The organism is Vibrio sp. 1727, assembly GCF_033344415.1.
In the GTDB taxonomy this organism is placed as follows: domain Bacteria; phylum Pseudomonadota; class Gammaproteobacteria; order Enterobacterales; family Vibrionaceae; genus Vibrio; species Vibrio alginolyticus.
Map to the genome: position 1 here is coordinate 1 of NZ_JAWPOT010000023.1, position 23,412 is coordinate 23,412.

17 protein-coding genes are annotated in these 23,412 nt (G+C 45.3%); 16 read left to right on the plus strand and 1 reads right to left on the minus strand.

Annotated elements, in window-relative coordinates:
• Window positions 1-169 precede the first annotated feature (169 nt).
• The 15 genes from R8O10_RS19435 to tldD all read left to right on the plus strand — a co-directional run bounded on the left by R8O10_RS19435 (window position 170) and on the right by tldD (window position 18,456).
• Window positions 170-637: a type II secretion system protein gene (locus R8O10_RS19435; protein ID WP_318191659.1), complete on the plus strand. Its 468-nt coding sequence runs from the start codon at window positions 170-172 to the stop codon at window positions 635-637.
• A gap of 71 nt (window positions 638-708) precedes the next feature.
• On the plus strand, window positions 709-942 hold the full coding sequence (locus tag R8O10_RS19440) for a type II secretion system protein (RefSeq protein ID WP_318191660.1): 234 nt from the start codon (window positions 709-711) through the stop codon (window positions 940-942).
• A gap of 115 nt (window positions 943-1,057) precedes the next feature.
• Window positions 1,058-1,606 carry a type II secretion system protein gene (locus R8O10_RS19445; protein WP_258654915.1) on the plus strand — a complete coding sequence of 183 codons (549 nt, stop codon included), beginning with the start codon at window positions 1,058-1,060 and terminating at the stop codon, window positions 1,604-1,606.
• A complete protein-coding gene (locus tag R8O10_RS19450; RefSeq protein WP_025767603.1) occupies window positions 1,603-2,184 on the plus strand; it encodes a type II secretion system protein in 582 nt (193 codons plus the stop codon). The genes R8O10_RS19445 and R8O10_RS19450 overlap by 4 nt, the downstream gene beginning before the upstream one ends.
• Window positions 2,184-2,897 (plus strand): PilW family protein, encoded by a 714-nt coding sequence (locus R8O10_RS19455; RefSeq protein ID WP_154205003.1) that lies wholly within the window; start codon window positions 2,184-2,186, stop codon window positions 2,895-2,897. Before R8O10_RS19450 ends, R8O10_RS19455 begins: the two co-directional genes overlap by 1 nt.
• Entirely contained in the window at window positions 2,887-3,321 is a 435-nt protein-coding gene (locus R8O10_RS19460; protein ID WP_025767605.1) for a hypothetical protein, read from the plus strand. Before R8O10_RS19455 ends, R8O10_RS19460 begins: the two co-directional genes overlap by 11 nt.
• A gap of 4 nt (window positions 3,322-3,325) precedes the next feature.
• On the plus strand, window positions 3,326-7,468 hold the full coding sequence (locus R8O10_RS19465; protein WP_199266799.1) for a DUF6701 domain-containing protein: 4,143 nt from the start codon (window positions 3,326-3,328) through the stop codon (window positions 7,466-7,468).
• Window positions 7,469-7,619: 151 nt separating this feature from the next.
• On the plus strand, window positions 7,620-8,663 hold the full coding sequence (locus R8O10_RS19470; RefSeq protein WP_005381144.1) for a rod shape-determining protein: 1,044 nt from the start codon (window positions 7,620-7,622) through the stop codon (window positions 8,661-8,663).
• Window positions 8,664-8,813: 150 nt separating this feature from the next.
• Window positions 8,814-9,710 carry a rod shape-determining protein MreC gene (mreC, locus tag R8O10_RS19475; protein ID WP_005381142.1) on the plus strand — a complete coding sequence of 299 codons (897 nt, stop codon included), beginning with the start codon at window positions 8,814-8,816 and terminating at the stop codon, window positions 9,708-9,710.
• Window positions 9,700-10,188, plus strand: a complete 489-nt coding sequence (gene mreD, locus R8O10_RS19480; protein WP_005381141.1) for a rod shape-determining protein MreD — start codon at window positions 9,700-9,702, stop codon at window positions 10,186-10,188. Before mreC ends, mreD begins: the two co-directional genes overlap by 11 nt.
• Before the next feature lie 4 nt (window positions 10,189-10,192).
• Window positions 10,193-10,762: a Maf family protein gene (locus R8O10_RS19485; RefSeq protein WP_005381139.1), complete on the plus strand. Its 570-nt coding sequence runs from the start codon at window positions 10,193-10,195 to the stop codon at window positions 10,760-10,762.
• Window positions 10,763-10,780: 18 nt separating this feature from the next.
• Window positions 10,781-12,250 (plus strand): ribonuclease G, encoded by a 1,470-nt coding sequence (rng, locus tag R8O10_RS19490; protein ID WP_005381138.1) that lies wholly within the window; start codon window positions 10,781-10,783, stop codon window positions 12,248-12,250.
• Window positions 12,251-12,262: 12 nt separating this feature from the next.
• Window positions 12,263-16,144 (plus strand): YhdP family protein, encoded by a 3,882-nt coding sequence (locus R8O10_RS19495; RefSeq protein WP_154205006.1) that lies wholly within the window; start codon window positions 12,263-12,265, stop codon window positions 16,142-16,144.
• Between the two features lie 33 nt (window positions 16,145-16,177).
• On the plus strand, window positions 16,178-16,999 hold the full coding sequence (locus tag R8O10_RS19500; RefSeq protein ID WP_158156919.1) for a carbon-nitrogen hydrolase family protein: 822 nt from the start codon (window positions 16,178-16,180) through the stop codon (window positions 16,997-16,999).
• 11 nt (window positions 17,000-17,010) lie between these two features.
• Window positions 17,011-18,456 carry a metalloprotease TldD gene (gene tldD, locus R8O10_RS19505; protein ID WP_151514346.1) on the plus strand — a complete coding sequence of 482 codons (1,446 nt, stop codon included), beginning with the start codon at window positions 17,011-17,013 and terminating at the stop codon, window positions 18,454-18,456.
• Between the two features lie 66 nt (window positions 18,457-18,522).
• Here the strand turns inward: tldD and R8O10_RS19510 are convergent, their stop codons facing one another.
• Window positions 18,523-19,899: a PhoH family protein gene (locus tag R8O10_RS19510; protein WP_005381133.1), complete on the minus strand. Its 1,377-nt coding sequence runs from the start codon at window positions 19,897-19,899 to the stop codon at window positions 18,523-18,525.
• Between the two features lie 561 nt (window positions 19,900-20,460).
• Between R8O10_RS19510 and rapA the strand changes: the two genes are divergently transcribed.
• Entirely contained in the window at window positions 20,461-23,370 is a 2,910-nt protein-coding gene (gene rapA, locus R8O10_RS19515) for an RNA polymerase-associated protein RapA (RefSeq protein ID WP_005381132.1), read from the plus strand.
• Window positions 23,371-23,412: the final 42 nt, after the last annotated feature.

Here is a 23,412-nt window from a genome sequence, read left to right on the forward strand (position 1 = left end):
CTCCTAGGTTCATCTGGTGATACAGATGGTTCACTCGTTAAGCGGTGAACAGCGCTTCATACGACTTCACGTCGCACGCCCCAAACCGTTTTGACAATATCCAAAATGGTCGCGTGACCTAAACAAAACTTTGCAGTTGTACTGCATGCTTACATAGAGAGAGTAAACAATGAAAAGACAAGGTGGTTTCACCCTTATCGAATTGGTAGTGGTAATTGTAATCCTAGGTATTCTAGCGGTCACTGCAGCACCACGTTTCCTTAACCTGCAAGATGATGCTCGTGATTCAGCTCTTGATGGTTTGAAAGGTGCTATGACTGGTGCTGCTGGCATTACTTACGGTAAAGCAGCAATTGAAGGTCAAGAGGCAACAGCTGACGGTGCAATCAGTATCGGTACTTCAACTTTAAACCTAGAGTTTGGTTACCCAGAAGCAACTTCGGCAGCGCTATCTCTAGTTGTTGATGGTCTATCGGAAGATTGGGTTGTTAAGAAAGTAGATACTAATGCTGACCCTAAATACATTGCATACGGTTTCGATAACTACGACACGAAATGTGTTAAATACACTCAAGCTAAAGACAAAGATACTCCAGCAACAGTCGCTGTTACTAAAACTGCGAATGAGTGTAAGTAATAAATATTACTCAAAAGGCCAGCTAGTCTGGCCTTTATCTCTTTATTTTGATTAATTTCGGAATAGTTCATATGCGTAAATCATCGGGTCTTAGTGCAATAGAGTTTGTCGTTGTGCTGATTATCTTAGGTATGATCGGTTATGTGGTATTACCAAGATTTATCAGCTTTGAACCAGAAACTTACGAAGCGAAGTGGGAGCAAACCAAGCAGACCGCTGAGCACGTTTCTGAGATGCTAAGCAACAAAGAAACTTACGATCGAATTGAAGAAGAGATTAGTCGTTCAAAAGGGCAAAATAACTAGATATTGGTTATTTGTTCGTCTGTTCACACTTCGAATCGAAAAATTATAAACCTATCATTAATCTCATAATTTCATCGTATACTTATCTCGCTTGTTCTAAGCCTAAGGTTGGGTTATGAAAATTCGCAGCTCTGCATTAGGGTTCACGTTAATGGAGTTAATCCTCGTGATTGTTCTCCTCTCTATCCTTTCACTTTTTGCAGCCAGCCGTTTTATGGGCTCTGGCAGTTTCTCTGCATATGCATTACAAGAACGTGTGATTTCTGTGATTCGCCAAGTGCAGGTGAATCGTATGCAGTCGAATATCAGCATCCCAAATAAGTCTTATCCTGAAAGGTGCCTACCTAGTAGCTATAAAGCTGGAGAGGACTCTAGCTACACTAACTTTTGTTTGTCGATTACAAGCTCTTGCATAGGGTCTAGTGCTGCATGCGGCCTGGCTAGTAAGGAAAGAGACACTCGTAGTGACATGGTTGTTGATAAATCCGCAAAGTTTTCACTGACCAATGCTGCAACTAATCCAATCGAGTTTGATTTATTGGGTAATCCAATAAACTCCGCGAGTGGTGGGGTTTCAATCCTGATTGAAGATAAGCATGGTCGAAGCCGCTGCCAAGTTGAAATTAATACTCAAGGTTATGTTTCAAAAGGCACATGCTCATGAAGAAATCTAGTGGCATGACGTTAATAGAAATGATCATCGCGATTGTTTTAATGGGCATTGCGATGGTGGCGTTTACTTCTTTTCTTGTCCCTCAAATTCGAGATTCCGCCATCCCTCATTATCAAACCCGCGCGGCCGCATTAGGCCAAGGTTTCATGTCTCAGATATTGGCGCGAGGCTTCGATGAAAACAGCGACTTTGATGGTGGCACCGTTCGGTGTGGTGAGAATGGAGTGAGCTGCACTGACGTAAATAAATTAGGTGCGGATAAAAAACTAGACGGTTCCTTGGAAACAACGCCTAGTGATTTCAATGATGTCGATGACTATATCGGGTGTTGGAGCACATCTACAACGGCTTCTCAGTGTGATGGTATCCCTAGAGGGAATATTAGTGATGTACTTGGTGCGGACAGTACTGAGCAGTACAAAAACTTTAGATTAGAAATTAGCGTTGCCTATGATGATCTGACGGATAAAGCTCCCGATGAAATAACCGAATACAAAAAAGTAACATTACGGATTTTTGCGGGGAACACGCAGCCCCTTACTTTAACCGCTATTAAAGGGAACTACTGATGAAAGCTCGTGGTTTCACCTTAATGGAAATGATAGTTACGATTGTGATCGGCAGCTTCATCATGTTGGGTATAGCTGGGTATGTCCAGTTAGGAATGAAAGGGTACGCTGATACTATCGACCGCCAACGAATACAAACACAAGCTCAGTTTGTTTTAGAAAAGATGACGCGTGAAATCCGCCATGCTGTACCTAATAGTTTTCATGTGCCAAAAGGAACAACTAATTGTCTAGAGTTTGTGCCGATTGAATATTCTGGTTTTTACACGTTTAAGAATAATGACTTAGAGTTTTTGCTAGGTAATGACTCAACGCTTAATCCTATTCCTACGAATCGCAGGATGGTGATAAATCCGAGCCGATATGAAGATTTACAATCAACTTCTTCGCGAAATATAGCCATTGGTGGTTTAGCTAAAACAGGTAAGGTTTTTGTTGTTAGTGGGGGGGCAAGTACGATTACGGGATCCTCTGTTTCTAGCCGTCTTTATATTTATCAAGAGAAGTCGGAGGTTCGCTACTGTTTTGATACCAAGCGAGTTACGCGAAATGGTATTACAGTTGCGGATAGTGTCGATACGTCCGTAAGTGGTATGCGTTATCTAGAGTCTACTCTGCAACGAGGTGGTTTAGTTCATATTAATCTAGAGTTTGAGCAGGATGGTGAACGTAGTGTGTATCAACAAGATGTGCAGGTGCTCAATGTCCCGTAAAAGAAACTCCAGCGGAAATGTACTAATCATCGTGTTATTCGTCATTATTGTAATGGGATATTTGGCTTCCTCTTTAATGAAAGTTACATGGTCGAATCAAAGCGGATTAACAAGAGAGTTTTTGGGAACAAAAGCTTGGTTTGTTGCTCAGTCCGCCAATGAGTGGGCACTGACCAAGATGTATCCGTTAGATACAAGTACAACAGATATCGAGACCGTATGCAGTGGGGAGGTTAGCGGTGCCGTTCCGCCGGTAGCTGTGGGAAGTGGGTGCAAGGTTAATGCGATGGCATGTACAAATATAGGTACTTTCAATGAGGGTACCCCTGACGCTGAATCTCTTTTTAAGGTGCAGGCCACGGCAACGTGTGGTTCTGGGGTTATACAGGTACAGCGTCAGCAAGAAGTTTGGGTTAGGGATTAGGATAATGAAAAGAATAATAATTACTGCTTTATTCGTCAGTTTGTTTTCTTCTGAAAGTTTTTCTGCTGTTCCAAATGATATGACTCCATATTGGTCGATTAGTCAGGGGAAAATGAAAGCCAGAGGGAGCTTCTGTGGTGGGTATTATTATGATTTTGGCAACTATATTTGTCCCAATGGTCTTACAATGAATGTAGGCCAGTCAGTCAACGCTTACCGTGATATCAACATTCATGTTTATGGTGGTGTTGAACTTAAAGGAAAAAATACTTTAGGAAGCAGTGAACATTCGATCAATATCCTATCCAAGAACAGCGATTTCAAAGGTAAAAATGACATTGAAATTTTTGGGCGTGTGGAGTCTTTCGGTGCAGTTGAACTCAAGAACGATATTAAGGTTCACGGTTTAATCTACGTATCCCACGGAAAGGTGCTTCTTGAAGATGCAGAAGTACAAGGCAATGTTACCAGTTACTCTGATGGTATTGAGATAAAAGGTAAAAGGAATGTCATTAATGGCAGTGTTGAGGGGGCTAAAGACGTAACTCTCTCGAAAGTAACAGTGAATGGCAATGTTACGAGTACGGGTGGACAAATTAAAACGGAGAGCAATGGTAACAGGATTCATGGTGATGTTATAGCGCATGGTGATATAACGTTGAAGAAGACGGTTGTCGAGGGGAAAGTTACAAGTCAAGGCGGTGAAGTAAAGACAGAATCAAATGAAAATGAAATTCAAGGTGATGTTTGGGCACGAAGCAAAGTTACTTTAAAACAAACGAAAGTTACTGGGGATGTAACTAGTGAAGGTCACGAGGTGATCCTAGAGAGCCATAACCAAGTACACGGAAATATTCTCGCTCTACATAAAGTCGATATTAAAAACTCATTGGTTTGTGGCCGGGTAGAATCAACAGGTAGCGAAGTATCGTTGACTAACTCTAAACTCGATCAAAATCGAGGTGTTTATACTCTTAGTGAAGCGATTCAGTCCCACGGGAAAGCCACAGTAAAAAGCTCGACCGTCTGTGGTTCTGTTAACTCAAAATCACATTCTTACGAGTACAATGATAGTGACATTTATTGTGGTGTAGATGATCCCAACTGTCAGCCCCCCCAGACCGGAGAGTGCCCAATAGAGGCTGTAGCCTCACTTTGTCCTGAATTAGTTCCTGTTATTCCTCCAACACAGCAATGTTCACTATTACCAGAAGAAAACTTCAATTCAGGTTCATTGTCAAACTGGTCGGTGATGGGCTTTGGTACCAGTGACGAGCCCCATATCTCTGATGGACGTTTCATCTTAAACTCAAATAAACCAGAGCAGGCAACAGCCTCTGCATATAACTATATTTTTCCGTCAGATCAGAACTATTTAGAGATTGAGTTTGATCACAATGCATATGGTGGGAATGGTGCTGACGGTGTTGCGCTGGTGATTTCTGATGCGAGTGTCCCTCCTCAAACCGGGGCATTTGGTGGTCCGCTTGGTTACGGGATGAAGCTTCTAAAGAATCACTACCCTGAAGTCTCCAAAGATGTAGAAGGCTTTGCTGGTGGCTGGCTAGGTATTGGTATTGATGAGTTTGGTAACTACATTCGTGAAGGGAGCGAGAAAATCGTTTCAAATAGTGTTGCTGATAATGTTGGGGTGCGTGGACAGGGCGTCCAAGATGCGAATGGTAAGTGGTTGAAAGGTTATCCGTATATCACTGGCAAAAAATACAGCAGCTCGTTGGATAATCGAAAAGGTAAAGAGAAACTGCATCGTTATAAAGTAGTTTTAAATTCGCGTAACACCGATACGATAACGCTGGCTGTATTTCGAAAAGTCGGAAAAAATGGCGGATGGGATCCTGTTATCGAAGAGTTTAACGTTTTGAAAAAAGGTGGTTTTAACTATATTCCAGATAACTTCCGTCTGTCGGTAACGGCATCCACAGGTATGCTTACCAATACGCATGATATTGATAACTTCCGAGTCTGTGCGGACAAGTACTCGCGATTAACAGATGGTATTCATCATTTCGAGTTTGACTACTCAGGCTCAGGCAGTACGTGTCAGGCTTCTGATGTGACACTTAGAGCTTGTATGAATGAAAGTTGTTCTGAGCAATATCCTAGAGATGCATACGATGATGGCAGCTTAACGCCTCTCTCTGTCACTTTACTTCCATCTACTGGCAATAATGTTGCCAACTGGGTTGGTGGTACAAATGTACAGTTTGAGAATGAAACTCAGCTTGAGCTGCAAGGTTCAAGAGCTGGCGATATTACTTTGGGTATCGATCAAAGTTCCGTACCACAGTTTGGCTTTGAAGGGGCACGATGTCGAATTAATGGCGGGCCACTATCTGCTAACAACTGTAATGTAACCTTCGCTTCAAATGTGCTTGCGGTGAATGTTAATGATGTAGTTGCTAGTCGCGAATCTACGGGGGAGGACTACCTATCGTTTTGTTCAACTCGAACTGAAGACGGCGGTGAATCTCGCGGTGTTAATATGTCGATTGATTATGAAGTGGCACCGATCGATAGCTCTCAACCTGTCGTGATTTCTTACAAGAAAAAAGTGAAAGATCAGGCTGTAGAATGGAGTTCAAATGTCGAGCTAACCAGAGCTAATAAATACCTGCCTAATGTTTATTTTGATGATGAAGGCAAGGCATTCTTTAAGTTGAGATACTCTGAAGCTGGAAAGGTCAAACTTAAAGCCAGTGTTGAAGGTGTTGATGACTCGGATGGATTCGGCAGCTTCGTTAGTTTTCCTTCAAAACTGAAAGTTACTGCAAAGAGTGGTGATAAGAGCGGAGAGTGCACCAACAGTAAAAATGGCTGCTCTTCGGGGTTTGTTGCTGCTGGTGAAGTTTTTGAGTTAACCATCTCGGCATTGCAAGATGATGATACGGTTGCTGAGAACTATCAAGAGAAGACTATTACGGTTAGTAATAAAGTGAAGTACCCGTCTAATGGTTCATTAGCCAAACTTCTAAATGAGAAGCTACCAGAATCAAGTAAATGGTCTCGTGGCAGTGTGACGTTTGATCAATCGGTTTCAGAAGTCGGTGTTTTCGAGCTTATTGCTGAGGCACCAGTTGCTAAAGATGAAAATGGCGATGATATTGGCACATCTCTATATCTTGGTAGTAATGCATTTAAAATAGCCGATGGTAAGTCAACCATTGGGCGCTTCTATCCGGATTACTTTAAAGTCACCGGGACAGAGTGGACCTACCCTGATAATCAGAATCAATCTGTATATATGGGACAGAATTTTGAATCGGTTAAGTTTGAAGTCACAGCATATAACGCTAACGGTTACACAACTCAAAATTATGGTGGTTTTGCCAATTCTTTAAAAGCAGATTTGTATTTGGCTGGTGGTTACTCAGATAGACTTAGCATTTTGGATTCCGATTTGACTAGTGATAACTGGTCGGGAGCTGTGTGGAGCAAAACTTGGGATAACTCAGTTTATTGGCGTAAAGATTTATCTTTGCCGAGTCCCGATGGTCCATTTAATTCAAAACTACCGGCAGACAAGGATAGTTCCATCGAAACGTCTATTTCGCTTTCACTTAATAATAATGGAACTAAAGTATCTGGCTATGTTGATCCTACGATGTTCTTAAAAGAAGGGCAAAATAGCACTGAAGATAGAATGGTTTCGCAACAGCTACTATCGCAACCTGATGTCAGGTTTGGTCGCATAGCTCTGGATGATGTGGGAGTGAATCAGGGTAAATCTGTTAATATCCCCCTTAGAGTGGAGTATTGGAGAGATACCCGATTCGTTTTAAACAGTAAGGATAACGGGACAACAGTGTCCCCAACTCTAAAAAGCCAGGAGCCAGTTTGGCCTGATGATGGCTCCGACTGCGACATTTTACTTGAAGGCGTCAGAACGACGGTTAACGATGGTGCCATGCGTGAACTTATTGCTAAGCAAGAGCGCGCAGACTGTGGACGTCAACAAGCTGAAGTTTGGCTTAATCTCGACCCTAGTGGTAACAACCTCCCTTGGCTCAAATATGATTGGGACAATGATGGCTCCGAAGAAAACCCATCCTCCGTCGTCACCTTTGGTATTCATCGAGGTAACGATCGCGTGATTTACCGTGGTGAGCCAGGGTTAACCGGACAGTAACAACTTAGGTTTTTGCCCTTAAGTTAGGAAACTGCAAGAAATTGAGGCTTTCTGCTCATGTTTGTGTACCAATACCTTGCTGTGACAGCGAGGCATTGGTACATTTAGAGCAATTTTTGTCTTCTATATTTTTGCAGGATGAGCGAAGAGTATGTTTAAGAAACTTCGTGGCATGTTTTCTAACGATCTATCTATCGATTTAGGTACAGCCAACACTCTAATTTACGTAAAAGGGCAAGGAATTGTCCTTGATGAACCTTCTGTAGTTGCTATTCGTCAAGATCGTGTAGGTTCTGCAAAAAGCGTTGCTGCAGTCGGTCACGCAGCAAAACAGATGCTTGGTCGTACACCTGGCAACATTTCCGCTATTCGCCCAATGAAAGACGGCGTAATCGCTGACTTCTACGTAACCGAAAAAATGCTTCAGCACTTTATCAAGCAAGTGCACGATAACAGCATCCTAAAGCCAAGCCCACGTGTTCTTGTTTGTGTTCCTTGTGGTTCTACCCAAGTTGAGCGTCGCGCAATTCGTGAATCAGCACTTGGTGCTGGTGCGCGTGAAGTTTACCTAATCGACGAGCCAATGGCGGCGGCAATTGGTGCTGGTTTACGCGTATCTGAGCCGACAGGTTCAATGGTGGTCGATATCGGTGGCGGTACAACTGAAGTTGCCGTTATCTCTCTAAACGGTGTGGTTTACTCATCGTCTGTACGTATCGGTGGTGACCGCTTTGATGAAGCTGTGATCAACTACGTACGTCGTAACTACGGCAGCTTGATTGGTGAAGCAACGGCTGAAAAGATCAAACACGAAATCGGTTCTGCTTACCCAGGTGATGAAGTTCAAGAGATTGAAGTTCGCGGTCGTAACCTTGCAGAGGGTGTGCCACGCAGCTTTAGCTTGAACTCAAACGAGATCCTAGAAGCGCTTCAAGAGCCGCTATCTGGCATCGTATCAGCAGTCATGGTTGCACTAGAACAGTGTCCACCAGAGCTTGCTTCAGACATTTCTGAAAACGGTATGGTACTAACCGGTGGTGGTGCACTACTTAAAGACCTAGACCGTCTACTAATGGAAGAAACTGGTATTCCTGTGGTTATCGCGGAAGATCCACTAACGTGTGTTGCGCGTGGTGGCGGTAAAGCACTAGAAATGATCGACATGCACGGTGGCGATCTGTTCTCTGAAGAATAAAGGTTTAGGTGAAGCTCATGTCGGGCTTCACCTTCATTTCTGCTCTCTCTGTAATTCAAACATGCTCCATACCTAAAAGTATTTAGTTAAGTATTTTTAGGTTGCCAAGTAAGGCTCAATAATCATGGAAGCAATCAGGTCAAAAACAAGATGAAACCGATTTTCGGCAGAGGTCCGTCTCTGCAATTACGTCTGTTTTTTGCTGTCATCGTGTCGGCGAGCTTAATGCTGGCCGATAGTCGTCTAGATACGTTTTCCAACGTTCGATACCTACTAAACAGTATGGTTGCACCGATTCAGTACGCAGCGAATTTACCTCGTAGTATGTTCGATGGCGTATTTGAACGTTTTAATTCTCATCAGGCATTGGTTGAAGGCAATCGCAGCTTAAAGCGAGAAGTGCTACGCCTGAAAAGCGAGCTTATCTTGCTCGACCAGTATAAAGAAGAAAACCAACGCTTACGTAAGTTGTTAGGATCTTCATTTGTCCGTGATGAAAAGAAAGTCGTGACAGAAGTAATGGCGGTTGATACTTCACCTTATCGTCATCAAGTGGTGATCGATAAAGGCCGTATTGATGGTGTTTACGTTGGTCAGCCTGTTATCAATGAGAAAGGCATCGTTGGTCAGGTCACGTTTGTCGCAGCGCACAACGCACGTGTTCTGCTGCTAACGGACGCGAAAAATGCAATTCCTGTCCAGGTGATCCGCAATGATATCCGAGTGATCGCATCGGGCAATGGTGAAATGGATGAAATCCAACTGGAGCACATTCCAACCAGCACAGATATTCAGGTTGGTGATTTATTGGTGACATCCGGTTTAGGTGGTATTTACCCTGAAGGATATCCAGTCGCGACGGTTACCAATGTGGATCACGATACGCGTCAAGAGTTCGCCTCAATCAAGGCTGAGCCGGTTGTGGAATTTGATCGCTTACGCTACCTACTGCTGATTTGGCCGAATGAAGACCGTCAACACAAAGTACTGCGGTCCAATGTAGATGAAGGGTTAGAGCAAGAACAAGAGGTAACCGATGGCCAATAATGTATTGAGTAGCCGAATGGTGATTGGCGTCAGTTTCTTCGTTGCGCTGGTACTGCAAACCATTCCATGGCCAGGTGTGTTAGATGTGTTACGTCCGTCATGGTTGTTCCTTGTCACGTGTTATTGGGTGTTGGCACTACCGCACCGAGTGAACGTCGGAACTGCGCTAGTGTTGGGCTTATTGTGGGATATCTTGATCGGCTCAACGCTTGGAATTCGTGGCATGATGATGTCGATCGTTATCTACCTTGTGGCGCTGAATTTCCTGTTGATTCGCAACATGGCATTGTGGCAACAGTCGATTTTAATTGCCTTTTTTACTGCGTTATTGGAAGTTTTGATATTCTGTGGGGAATATTTGAACCAGGACGTAGTATTTAATCCATTATCTCTGTGGACGGCGGCAATAAACTGTATACTTTGGCCATGGATGTTTTTATTAATGCGACGAGTTCGTCGTGCATGGCACGTAAGGTAAAGCGGTGAAGAAAAGCTTATCTCTCGTTCTCGCATCGGGTTCTCCGAGAAGAAAAGAGCTGCTTGCTCAACTGGGTTATGATTTTGAGATCGTATTGCCTGATATTGAGGAAGCCAAACAGGCTCATGAGCAAGCACGAGATTACGTGTTGCGTCTTTCTTTGGAAAAAGCTCAGGCAGGCTTAGCGTTGGCTAAGCCTGATTCCGTTGTATTGGGCTCTGATACGGTCGTAGTATGCGATGACCGTGTGCTAGAAAAACCAAAAAGTTTTGAAGATTCAAAGCGTATGCTTACTGACTTATCGGGTCGTCGTCATCAAGTGATGACTGCGGTGAGCGTTGTATCATCGGAACAACAACATTCAGTGGTCGTTACCACTGACGTGTGGTTCAAACCACTGACTCACGAAGAAATCGAACAATATTGGCAGTCAGGAGAGCCATGCGATAAAGCTGGAAGTTATGGTATTCAGGGACTCGGAGGGCGATTTGTCACCCGAATCGAAGGCAGTTATCACGCTGTAGTAGGCTTACCTTTGTTCGAAACCGATCAGCTAATTCAAGAATTTTTATAATTGTTTTGAGGTGTGCACATGAGTGCAGAATTGCTGCTTAACGTGACCCCGAGTGAAACTCGTGTGGCCATGATTGAAGGTGGAGTACTACAAGAAATACATATCGAGCGCGAATCGCGTCGCGGTATTGTGGGCAATATATACAAAGGCAAAGTAAGCCGAGTGTTACCAGGTATGCAGGCGGCTTTCGTCGACATTGGTTTAGATAAAGCGGCGTTTTTACATGCGTCAGATATTGTTCCTCATACCGAATGTGTGGCAGAAAACGAAAAACAGCAGTTTCAAGTCCGTGATATCTCTGAACTGGTACGCCAGGGACAAGACATTGTTGTGCAAGTGGTCAAAGATCCGCTCGGCACGAAAGGTGCGCGTTTAACGACGGATATCACCTTACCTTCGCGTTATCTTGTTTTTATGCCGGGGGCCAGCCATGTCGGTGTTTCGCAGCGTATTGAAAGTGAGAAAGAGCGTGAGCGTTTGAAAAAGGTGGTGAACCATTACTGCGATGAGCACGGTGGTTTTATCATTCGTACCGCGGCAGAAGGCGCTGATGAAAAAGAGCTATCTCAAGATGCGGCATTTCTAAAGCGTTTGTGGCTAAAAGTCATGGAGCGTCGCTCAAAATACAAAACGCGTTCAACACTTTACGGTGAACTCGGCTTAGCTCAACGCATTCTGCGTGACTTTGTTGGCACAGAGCTCGATAAGATCATGGTCGACTCCCGCCTTGAATACGAGAACCTGAAAGAATTCACTTCTGAGTATGTACCGGAGTTAACAGATAAGCTTGAGCTTTACGAAGGTGACAAGCCAATCTTTGACATGTACGACACCGAAAACGAAATTCAGCGTTCTTTAGAGCGCAAGGTCGAGCTAAAATCGGGCGGCTATTTGATCATCGATCAAACCGAAGCCATGACCACCATCGATATCAACACGGGTGCATTTGTTGGTCGTCGTAATCTCGAAGAGACTATCTTCAATACCAATATAGAGGCAACGCAAGCTATTGCGCGTCAGCTACGTTTACGTAACCTCGGCGGTATCATCATTATTGATTTTATCGATATGGCATCCGAAGAGCATCGTCAGCGAGTACTTACCTCACTGGAAACGGCGCTGGCGAAAGACCGAGTAAAAACCAACATCAACGGCTTTACCCAGCTTGGCTTAGTTGAAATGACGCGCAAGCGCACACGAGAAAGTATTGAACATATCTTGTGTTCTGGCTGTCCTACTTGTGAAGGCCGTGGCAGCGTGAAAACGGTCGAAACCGTATGCTTTGAGATATTACGCGAGATTACTCGTGTGAACCGTGCTTACGACGCCGATAATTTTGTCGTGTACGCATCGCCGTTTGTTGCTGAAGCGCTATTGGGCGATGAGTCTCATGCGTTGGCAGAGCTCGAAGTATTTATTGGCAAGCAAGTGCGAGTTCAGGCTGAACCCCTGTACATTCAGGAACAGTTTGACGTCGTAATGATGTAATTTGGAACATTTGTGAATTCTGGTGTTAACCGTTTTGGGCGTTTTTGTGCGTGGAGTTTAGTTACTGTATTGGTGTTATTAGCCATATTAGTGACCACGCTGCGCGTCACATTGCCGCAACTTAACCATTTCCAAGATGAGATCAAAACCTGGGTCAAGCAAGGCACAGGTTTTGACGTTTCTATTGCCAATGTCGCAGGGACGTGGCGCAATAATCATCCCTCAATCGCGTTACTGGGTTTAGAGGCAAATCTACCAAACGTGCAAGATGCACGCTTCGCTGTTGAAGAAGTCCAAATTGAGTTCGACCTTATTCAATCTCTTTTTCAACTTAAACCTGTAGTTGCAGACCTTACCATTCATAACCTCGCTTTAGACATTCACACGGTAGACATTCTGCCGACTTCTCATCGTCAAGATCCGAAGCCTGAAGTGGATAAGAGCGAAGTGAAACTCATTGACCAACTCGACTCACTTCTTTTACGTCAGTTCGAAGACTTCACTATTAGCGATTCACGGATTTGGTATAAGTCTGTGTCAGGTGAAACTCGCCGTTTAGATATTGAGCAGCTTCGTTGGAGTAATCAAGGGAAGCGTCACGTAGCCGAGGGCACGGTTAGCATTGCCGATGTTCGCCTGAACTCATTGTTAGTAAGCGCTAACTTTAAAGATCATGGCTCGTTGCGCGATGTATCTGGTGAGTTTTACGTGAGTGCTCAAGATGTCTCGGTCACACCTTGGCTGACCACTTACATGCAAGAAGAGTCAGGAGCAGAGTCGGGTAAAGTCAGCTTAAATACTTGGCTAACGCTCAAACATAGCCAACCGCATGATGCTTATGTTGAATTACTGCCTTCCGAGTTGGTGTGGAATGAAGATGGACATCATGAGCTGTTTATTGAGTCTGGAATTTTCAATCTTCGACCAGATAGACAAGGCTGGAAAGTAAATGGCCACTCACTTCAGATCAGAACCGACAACACCCCTTGGCCAGAGCTAGACGTCGCGTTTGATTGGCAACCAAACGGCTGGATGCTCAATCTCTCTCAAATCGACATCGAAGCACTCATTCCGCTCATCAAGTTGGCTCCAGAGTCAGAGTCGACCAGTGACCTTATTAACAAACTAGCACCGAAAGGTCGGGTCGAAGATGTCCGATTGTCAATGAACGGCGGTTTAGACACCTTACGCTACTCGGCTGAACTGGATGAACTCGCGATGACACAATGGGAGCTCCTACCCGGGTTTCATCACGTACAGGGCAGCGTATCGGGGGATGTGAATCAAGCTAAAGCAAAAGTCACCGTCATTGATGATGTATTTCCGTACGGCGATGTATTCCAAGCTCCGCTGAATATCAAACAAGGTGAAGTCGATATTATCTGGCAGCAAGATGAGAGCGGCTGGCGCTTGTGGTCGGACAAAGTGACGGCAGCAACGCCTGATCTTCAAGTCCTGGGGGCATTCCGTCTTGATTTTCCAAAAGAACAAAGCCCATTTTTATCGTTCTATGCCGAAGCGGATCTCTACAACGCGGGTGAGACATGGCGCTATCTACCGACTCTGGCACTTGGACAAGACTTGACCGACTATCTTTCGACCGCGATTCAGGGCGGTAAAGTGAACACAGCGAAATTGTTGTGGTATGGCGAGTTAGGTGATTTTCCTTACAAAGAACATAATGGCATGTTCCAAGCTTGGGTTGGATTAAAAGACGCGAAATTTAGCTTTGATACGGCATGGCCAACCATCACGGATTTGCAGCTAGACTTGCTGTTTGAAAATGATGCCATGTATTTGGATTCAAAATCAGCCACACTAAATGGCGTTCATGCCAAGCGTATCACTGGGCGAATCCCTGAGTTGGCAGAAGGTGGACACATCGAGATTGAAGCGAAAGCAAGCGCGCCGGGTAATGAAGTCCGTGACTACATGATGGCGACGCCATTAGTGGATTCAGTCGGTGCCGCATTGACAGCGCTGCAAGTGAGTGGGCCCGTTTACTCTGAGTTTCAACTCAACATACCGTTTGATTTTGAAAAAGAGTCTCGCGCTTGGGGTTATGCCGATTTAACAGAAAATCGTGTTGATATTGAAGCGCCGCCAATGACGCTTGAAAACGCCACAGGACGTATCACCTTCGACAATGATGTGGTTACCACATCGGGTTTGTCGGCCGAATTATTACAACAGCCTATCTCTCTTGATTTCCATGGAGAGAGTGCGGAGCAAGGCTACAACGTGACAATTAATACACTAGGAGATTGGGATGTCGAGCCGCTCAAACCCTATGTCGGTGAGCGTTGGTTAAACCTTGTTTCTGGCCATGCGCCGTGGCAAATGGATATTGACTTGCAACTCAATGATGTTGGTTTCACTTATCAGCTTGAAGTGCTGGCGCAGCTAAATCGTCTGGCTAGTCAATATCCTTATCCTTTAGCGAAAAAAATTGGTGAGTCTGGGCAAGCGAAACTGCAAGCATCCGGCAACCAAGAGAGTATTTCTGCACGACTACAGATCCCAAATGTGAAGTATCAAACTGAGATAGATATCGCTGGCGATGTCCCGGTTCTGACTGCGACTCATTTAATGGTTGGCAAAGGTGGCTTCCGGATTAGTCCTATTGTCGGGCACGATGCTTCGGTGCGTGTCGAAGAACTGAATTTAGACCAATGGGCGGAGCTTGCGCAGGTCTCTGAGAGCAAGCCTTCATCGTCTGTTTTGGCAAGCATGAAAACGCCGACCATTCCATTGCCGACACGCATTGAAGTTGAAACGCCAAACTTACAGCTCGGTGGGATTGAGTTTCATGATGTGGATTTTTCAGCAAGCAAGAAAAATTTGAGTTGGCAACTCGAGGTGGACAGTCAAGAGGTTAAAGGGAAAGCTAACTATCTGAAACCCTATGATCTATCGGTCTCTCTAGAGCACTTGCATCTGTACATCCCAGGGTTTGAAGAGATGACCAAAGAGCGCAGTTCAATCTTTGCGAGTGAAGATCAAAACGCACCTTTGATTACCAATTTTGACCGCAAGTTTCACGCAGAGATGCCAAACTTAACTTTGAACATCGATGATTTTTGGCTGCAAGGTTACAAAGTGGGCAAAGTTAATGTTGATTTGCAGCGTCGCGAGAACCGCTTGGAGTGGAAAAATATCACCTTTAGTAGCGGCAAAAACCGCATTGATATGAGTGGTTGGTGGGACCTGACGAAAGAGAGTAGTCATTCCAACTTAACCATGAAAATGAAAGGTGATAACAACACCGATCTTATGGAGCGCTTTGGTATTACATCAGGCATTCAACAAGCACCATTTGAGATCAATGCCAATATGGAATGGGACGGCGCACCTTGGTCAATGAAGACACAAACCTTGCAAGGAAACGTCTCAACGGAATTTGGTAAAGGCGTGATCAGTGAAGTTAGTGGTGCGGCACGCTTGTTAGGCTTGTTTAGCTTGGATTCTATCATCCGTAAGATGCAGCTCGACTTTACCGACGTATTCGATAAAGGCATGGCATTCAACTCGATCACGGGAACGGGCAAAATCCAAGACGGTGTGTTTATCACCAATGATATCGTAATGGATGCGTTAGCAGGGGAAATGCAAATCCGCGGCATCGCTAATATGAACAGCAGAATGGTTGATGCGGAAGTGAAATTCACACCAGACATCACATCAGGCCTACCAATGCTGACCGCGTTTGCCGTTGCGCCTCAAACTGCTTTGTATGTCTTGGCCATCTCTACGGTGATATCTCCGGTGGTAGAGGTCTTCACTCAAGTCAATTATGAAGTGAAAGGCCCACTAGATTCACCAACGGTGAAAGAAATTTCGCGAAGTAAAGGTGAATATAAGCTACCAGAAAAACTGCGTGAACAGGCCAAATAACTCACCGAATATAATGGAATAGGGAGGAAACACATGGAACGTGTTGGCATTATTCAAATGACTTCGGGTCCGGATATTAACGTGAATTTGGACTTCATTGAAAAACAGTGTGCTTTAGCGAGCAAGCAAGGTGCCAAACTTGTTCTTACTCCTGAAAATACAGTGCTATTTGCCAGTCGCGAAGCTTATCATCAACATGCAGAGCCACTTGGTAGTGGCATGATTCAACAGCGGCTCTGTGAAATCGCAAAAAAGAACCAGTTAACACTGATTGTCGGAAGCATGCCCATTCAAACCGCAAAAGGTGTCACGACCACAACACTGGTATTACCGCCGCACGGTAAATGCATTGCTCACTATGACAAACTGCACATGTTTGATGTCGACGTAGCCGATGGTTATGGTAGTTATCGTGAGTCGGATACGTTTATGGCGGGTAATCAAATAGTCGTTGCGGAAACTGATATCGGCAGTGTTGGATTGAGCATTTGTTATGATTTACGTTTCCCAGAACTTTATAAAGTATTACGTCAAGAAGGGGCGGATATCATTGTGGTGCCCGCTGCGTTTACCGCTGTGACGGGGCAAGCTCACTGGGAAATACTATTGCGAGCTAGAGCGATTGAGACACAATGTTGGATTTTGGCAAGCGGACAAACTGGAACGCATCCATGTGGACGAAAAACATGGGGACACTCAATGGTCGTTGACCCTTGGGGACGTATCCATAAACAGCTTCAGGATGAAGTAGGCTTATTGGTGACAGAGATAGATTTGTCACAAAGCCAACAAGTAAGGCAGAATATGCCGCTGACTCAACACAGTCGCTTTCAAAATGAATTGAGACGGAAATAAAAGAGCTAACTATGAGCACAAACCAAATAGAACAGGCACTCCTTGCCCCAAATGGTCTGACAGAACAAGACATTGCTGACACGCTTGCCAGCATTGCGACGCGCCAGATCGATTATGCGGACATTTACTTTCAGTCCAGCTGGCATGAGTCTCTGGTTCTAGAAGACAGCATCATCAAAGATGGCTCTTTTAACATTGATTGTGGTGTTGGTGTCCGTGCAGTAACTGGCGAGAAAACCGGCTTTGCCTACTCTGATCAAATCCAGCCTGAAGGCCTGAAGCAGAGTGCAATGGCGGCGCGCGGTATTGCTCAGCAAGGGCAGAATGGTAAAGTCCAAGCGTTTAAACGCACCGAAAACCAAGCGTACTACGCCGCTGTGAATCCACTAGCTGAATGGGAAAAGCAGCAAAAAACAGAATTGCTCAAATCTCTAGATGCTTACATCCGCACTAAAGAACCATTGATTAAAGAAGTCTCGATCAGCATCAGCGGTGTGCATGAGCAGATGCTTGTTGCGGCAACAGACGGTACTTATGCAGGCGATATTCGTCCTTTGGTGCGTTTGTCTATTAGTGTGCTTGCACAAAAAGGTGAACGACGTGAACGCGGTAGCGCTGGTGGCGGCGGCCGTTTCGGTTACGATTTCTTTTTAACGGAAAGCAATGGTGTGAAACAAGCTTTTCATTACGCAGACGAAGCGATTCGCATGGCGTTAATCAACCTTGAAGCAGAAGCAGCACCAGCTGGCATGATGCCAGTGGTATTGGGTTCTGGCTGGCCTGGCGTGTTGCTACACGAAGCGGTAGGTCATGGCCTAGAAGGTGATTTTAACCGGAAGGAATCTTCGGTTTTCTCTGGCAAAATGGGTCAACAAGTGACGTCTTCGCTGTGTACCATCGTCGATGATGGCACGTTAAAAGACCTTCGTGGTTCACTGAATGTGGATGATGAAGGGGTAAACGGCCAGTACAACACGCTTATCGAAAATGGTGTGCTGAAAGGTTACATGCAAGACAAGCTAAACGCGCGGTTAATGGATGTGAACCCAACAGGTAACGGTCGTCGTGAGTCTTATGCACATTTACCAATGCCGCGTATGACCAACACCTACATGCTACCAGGTGAACATACGCCAGAAGAAATAATCTCGACGGTCGAGAAAGGGTTGTATGCGCCAAACTTTGGTGGCGGCCAGGTGGACATTACTTCGGGTAAGTTTGTGTTCTCTGCATCCGAAGCATACTTGATTGAAAACGGTAAAATTACGCGCCCTGTTAAAGGTGCGACGTTGATTGGCTCAGGTATCGAAGCAATGCAGCAAGTCTCTATGGTCGGTAACGACCTAAGTATCGACAAGGGCGTTGGCGTATGTGGTAAAGCAGGTCAAAGTGTGCCAGTTGGTGTTGGTCAGCCGACCTTGAAACTGGACTCACTGACAGTGGGTGGCACTGAGTAACTCAGTTGAATCGTTATAAAAAGAGCGCTCATTAGAGCGCTCTTTTGCTTTGTGAGTCGGTGTCAATTACAGGTTTTCTTCAGCAAATTCCGCCAAGCGGCTACGAACCACGCCGTTAAGGTGAATATTCGCGCTGCCTTCAAAGTTCTTGAAGCGTTCAACCATGTAGGTCAAACCAGAGGTCACTGGGGTGAGGTAATGGGAGTCAATCTGCGCCAAGTTACCGGAGCAGACGATTTTGGTTCCTTCACCACAGCGGGTGATGATGGTTTTGATTTGTGATGCAGTGAGGTTTTGACACTCATCAAGCAGTACAAACGCATTTTGAATCGAACGGCCACGCATAAAGTTGATCGATTTAAATTGAATGTTGGCTTTATCGCAGATGTACTTCAATGAGCCTTCAGTGCAGTGATCGTGTTTATGTAGCGCTTCCAAGGTATCGGTCACCGCCGCTAACCACGGCATCATTTTCTCCTCTTCGGAGCCGGGTAAGAAGCCGATGGATTCACCGATATCTGGCGTGTTACGTGTTACGATAATTTTATCGAACATGCTTTTTTCAATGGTTTGCTCCAATGCTGCTGCCATTGCCAGTAATGTCTTACCACTACCCGCCGCACCCGTTAGAATCACCAAGTCAATTTCTGGATCGAGTAAGGCATCTAACGCCATTCCCTGGTAGATATTTTTAGGTGTGATGTCCCAAGCCTTACGATGCATTAGACGTTCGCGGCTCAGGTCGAGAAGCGTTAGCTTGTCTTCATTGATGGTTTCTACGCGACCAGCAAAGTCACTGTCTTCATCAATAACGTATTGGTTGATAAAGGTTGGGTCGAAGGGTTCGCGACTGAGTTTGTGGTAAGTTTTTCCGCCCAGTGCATAGCTTTCTACTTCCTCAATACCGCTCCAGAAATCACCTTCACGCAATTGAAAGCCTTTGGTTAGGTATTGAATGTCGTCAATCAGTTGGTCGGTTCTATAGTCCTCAACAAAGCGTACACCAGCCCCTTTGGCTCGCAGACGCATGTTGATGTCTTTCGTGATCAGTACCACTTCACGTGGTGCACGTTTATTTTGCAGATAAAGCACCGCGTTGAGAATACGGTTGTCACCGGCTTTGTCGGCGAAGGCTTTGACGGTTTCCTGCAGTTCAAAATCCGCCAAAATGGAAATGGTACCTTGGTCGGGGTTGTCTTTAGAAACAGGAATGCCTTCAGAGATTTCATCTGGCGTTGCTTCTTTAAACAAATCTTCCAAGGTGCGAATAGCCACGCGCGCATCTCTTGCAACGTCGCGCTTACTGTCTTTGATTCGGTCGAGTTCTTCCAACACGGTCATGGGGATAACGACATCGTGTTCTTGGAAAGAGAAGATGGCAAAGGGTTCATGAAGAAGAATGTTGGTATCGAGTACAAACAGTTTCCGATCGGTATCGCCCATAGCGTCTCCTTGCCGTAGTACGGCTCTGCATGCGAGTTGTTAGGTCGTTTCCAAATAGGTGTGAAGTGACCTAACTCTGATTGCTTGCAATAGAGGTTGTCGGGCTGATGTCGGCTAGTGTGCAACCGAGTAGCAAGACAACTTACTGCAAACCCGTGTTGATCCTAATCGTGTACTAACGCGCTTAAATCATATGCAATGGTTTTAAACGCCCCTCATTAGAAGTATACGTAATATTTACGTTCTACAACTTAATAATTGGCATGAGTATTTTACAATTTGATTGCATTTAGAGTTTGGGAAAAAAAGTTTCTGCTTGGTGCGGTTTCGGCGTGACCTAAATCACAGCTTCAAGTAAGATTAGCGACCTTTTTCTGCGTATAGGCTACGTCCGATTTATCATGTTGAGCTGGCTTAAAAAATACTCAGTTCATACTGAAATGACGAATGCTATCGGCATAGCAGAAGCCAGAATCAGATCTAAACTATTATCCATGCCCACGGGCATGAGTAGACCAACAAGAAATACGAATCAAGAACTAATAACGAGGTAGTCAATTCATGACATTTGCTTTGGGGCAGCGCTGGATTAGCGATACGGAAAGCGATTTAGGTTTAGGTACCGTTGTAGCAATGGATGCTCGTACTGTGACATTGATGTTTGCAGCGTCAGAGGAAAACCGAGTTTACGCACGTAACGATGCACCTGTTACCCGAGTCACCTTTAATGTTGGGGATGTCATCGATTGCCAAGAAGGTTGGTCTCTAAAAGTAGAAGAAGTACTGGAAGATGAAGGTCTTTACACCTATTTCGGTACTCGTGAAGACACGCAAGAAACCGCTGTTGTTCTGCGTGAGATTTTCCTTAGCAACCAAATTCGTTTTAACAAACCTCAAGATAAGTTGTACGCCGGTCAAATCGACCGTATGGACAACTTTGTTCTGCGTTACCGTGCGCTAACCAACCAGTTTGAGCAGCATAAGAGCCCAATGCGTGGCCTATGTGGTATGCGTGCAGGTTTGATCCCTCATCAGCTTTACATCGCGCACGAAGTTGGCCGTCGTCACGCGCCACGCGTCTTGTTGGCGGATGAGGTAGGTTTGGGTAAAACCATCGAAGCGGGCATGATCATCCACCAACAAGTTCTGTCTGGTCGTGCCGAACGCATTTTGATTGTGGTGCCTGAAACACTGCAGCATCAATGGCTGGTTGAGATGATGCGTCGTTTCAATCTGCATTTCTCTATCTTTGACGAAGAGCGCTGTATCGAAGCTTTTGCGGATGCAGAAAACCCATTTGATACTCAGCAATATGTGCTGTGTTCTTTGGATTTCCTACGCAAGAGCCGCAAGCGTTTTGAACAAGCACTGGAAGGTGAATGGGACCTACTGGTTGTCGATGAAGCGCATCACCTTGAATGGAGCCAAGATAAACCGAGCCGTGAATACCAAGTGGTAGAAGGCTTGGCTGAACGTACTCCAGGTGTGTTGCTACTGACTGCAACGCCAGAGCAGCTTGGTCGTGAGAGTCACTTTGCTCGTCTGCGTTTATTGGACCCAGACCGCTTCTATGATTACGAAGCATTCGTTGAGGAAGAAGAGCAATACGCGCCCGTAGCAGATGCGATTACTTCACTCTTTTCCGGTGAAAAGCTACCTAATGAAGCAAAAAACCAGATCACTGAGTTATTGTCTGAACAAGACGTAGAACCACTTTTCCGCATTATCGAAAGTGAAGCGGACGAAGAAGCTAAAGCGTCGGCACGCCAAGAGCTGATCGATAACTTGATGGATCGTCATGGTACAGGGCGTGTTCTGTTCCGTAACACGCGCGCGGCCATCAAAGGCTTCCCTAAGCGTAACGTGCATCTGATGCCAATGGATATTCCACCGCAATACACTACATCAATGCGTGTTGCTGGGATGATTGGCGGTAAGATGAGTTCTGAAGCACGTGCGATGAAGAACCTTTACCCGGAAGAAATTTTCCAAGAATTTGAAGGCGATGACGCGAGCTGGTGGCAGTTTGACTCGCGTGTGAATTGGTTGCTTGAAAAAGTAAAAGAGAAGCGCAGCGAGAAAATCCTCGTGATTGCTTCTCGTGCGAGTACCGCACTGCAATTGGAACAAGCACTGCGTGAGCGTGAAGGTATCCGCGCCACCGTTTTCCACGAAGGTATGTCGATTCTTGAACGTGACAAAGCGGCGGCTTACTTTGCGCAAGAAGAAGGTGGAGCACAAGTTCTTATCTGTAGCGAAATCGGCTCTGAAGGTCGTAACTTCCAGTTTGCCAACCAACTTGTCATGTTCGACTTGCCATTCAACCCAGACTTGCTTGAGCAACGTATTGGTCGTTTGGACCGTATCGGTCAAAATCGCGATATCGACATTCATGTTCCTTACCTGAAAGGCACATCGCAAGCGATCCTAGCACGTTGGTTCGATGAAGGCCTGAACGCTTTTGCGGAAACCTGCCCAACAGGCCGTGCTGTTTACGATAAGTACTCCGATGATCTGATTGAAATTCTTGCCTCTGGTGATACCAGCACGCTAGATGAGATCATTGAAGCGTCAGCAAAAATGAATAAAGAGCTGAAATCCCAATTGGAGCAAGGCCGTGATCGCCTATTAGAAATGCATTCAAATGGCGGGGAAAAAGCACAACAAATCGTTGAGAAAATTGAATCAACCGACGGCGATACCAATCTGGTCACCTTCGCACTTTCTCTTTTTGACACGATTGGCTTGAATCAAGACGATAAAGGTGAAAACGCCCTGATTGTGACCCCATCTGAGCACATGATGGTGCCAAGCTATCCAGGTCTGCCATACGAAGGAGCGACGATCACGTTTGATCGTGATACGGCTTTATCTCGTGAAGATATGCACTTTATCAGTTGGGAACACCCAATGATCCAGGGTGGTATCGATCTTCTTATGAGTGAAGGGGTGGGGACGTCTGCGGTATCTCTATTGAAAAACAAAGCGTTACCAGTCGGGACTATTCTTCTTGAGTTGATTTACGCGGTAGATGCGCAAGCGCCAAAACGCAGTGGTATCGCGCGCTTCTTACCGAAAACGCCAATCCGTTTAATGATGGACTCGCGTGGTAATGATTTGTCTGCTCAAGTGGAGTTTGAAAGCTTTAACCGCCAGCTCAGCCCTGTAAACCGTCACTTAGGTAGCAAGTTGGTTACGTCGGTACAGAAAGACGTACACCGCTTAATTGAAGCCGGTGATGTTCTTATTGAAGAGAAGGTCGAAGAAGTACGCAAACAAGCTCATCAAGATATGCAGCACAGTTTGAATGCAGAGCTTGAGCGTTTGCAAGCACTGAAAGCGGTGAACCCAAATATTCGTGACGAAGAAATTGAAGCTATCGACGCACAAATTAAAGAGCTCACTGGTTACATCAACCAAGCTCAGGTTCAGCTCGACTCGCTGCGTTTGATTGTGGTGAGCCACAACTAAGTAAGTATTTATTGCTCATTAAAAAAGGTCTTCAGTTGAAGA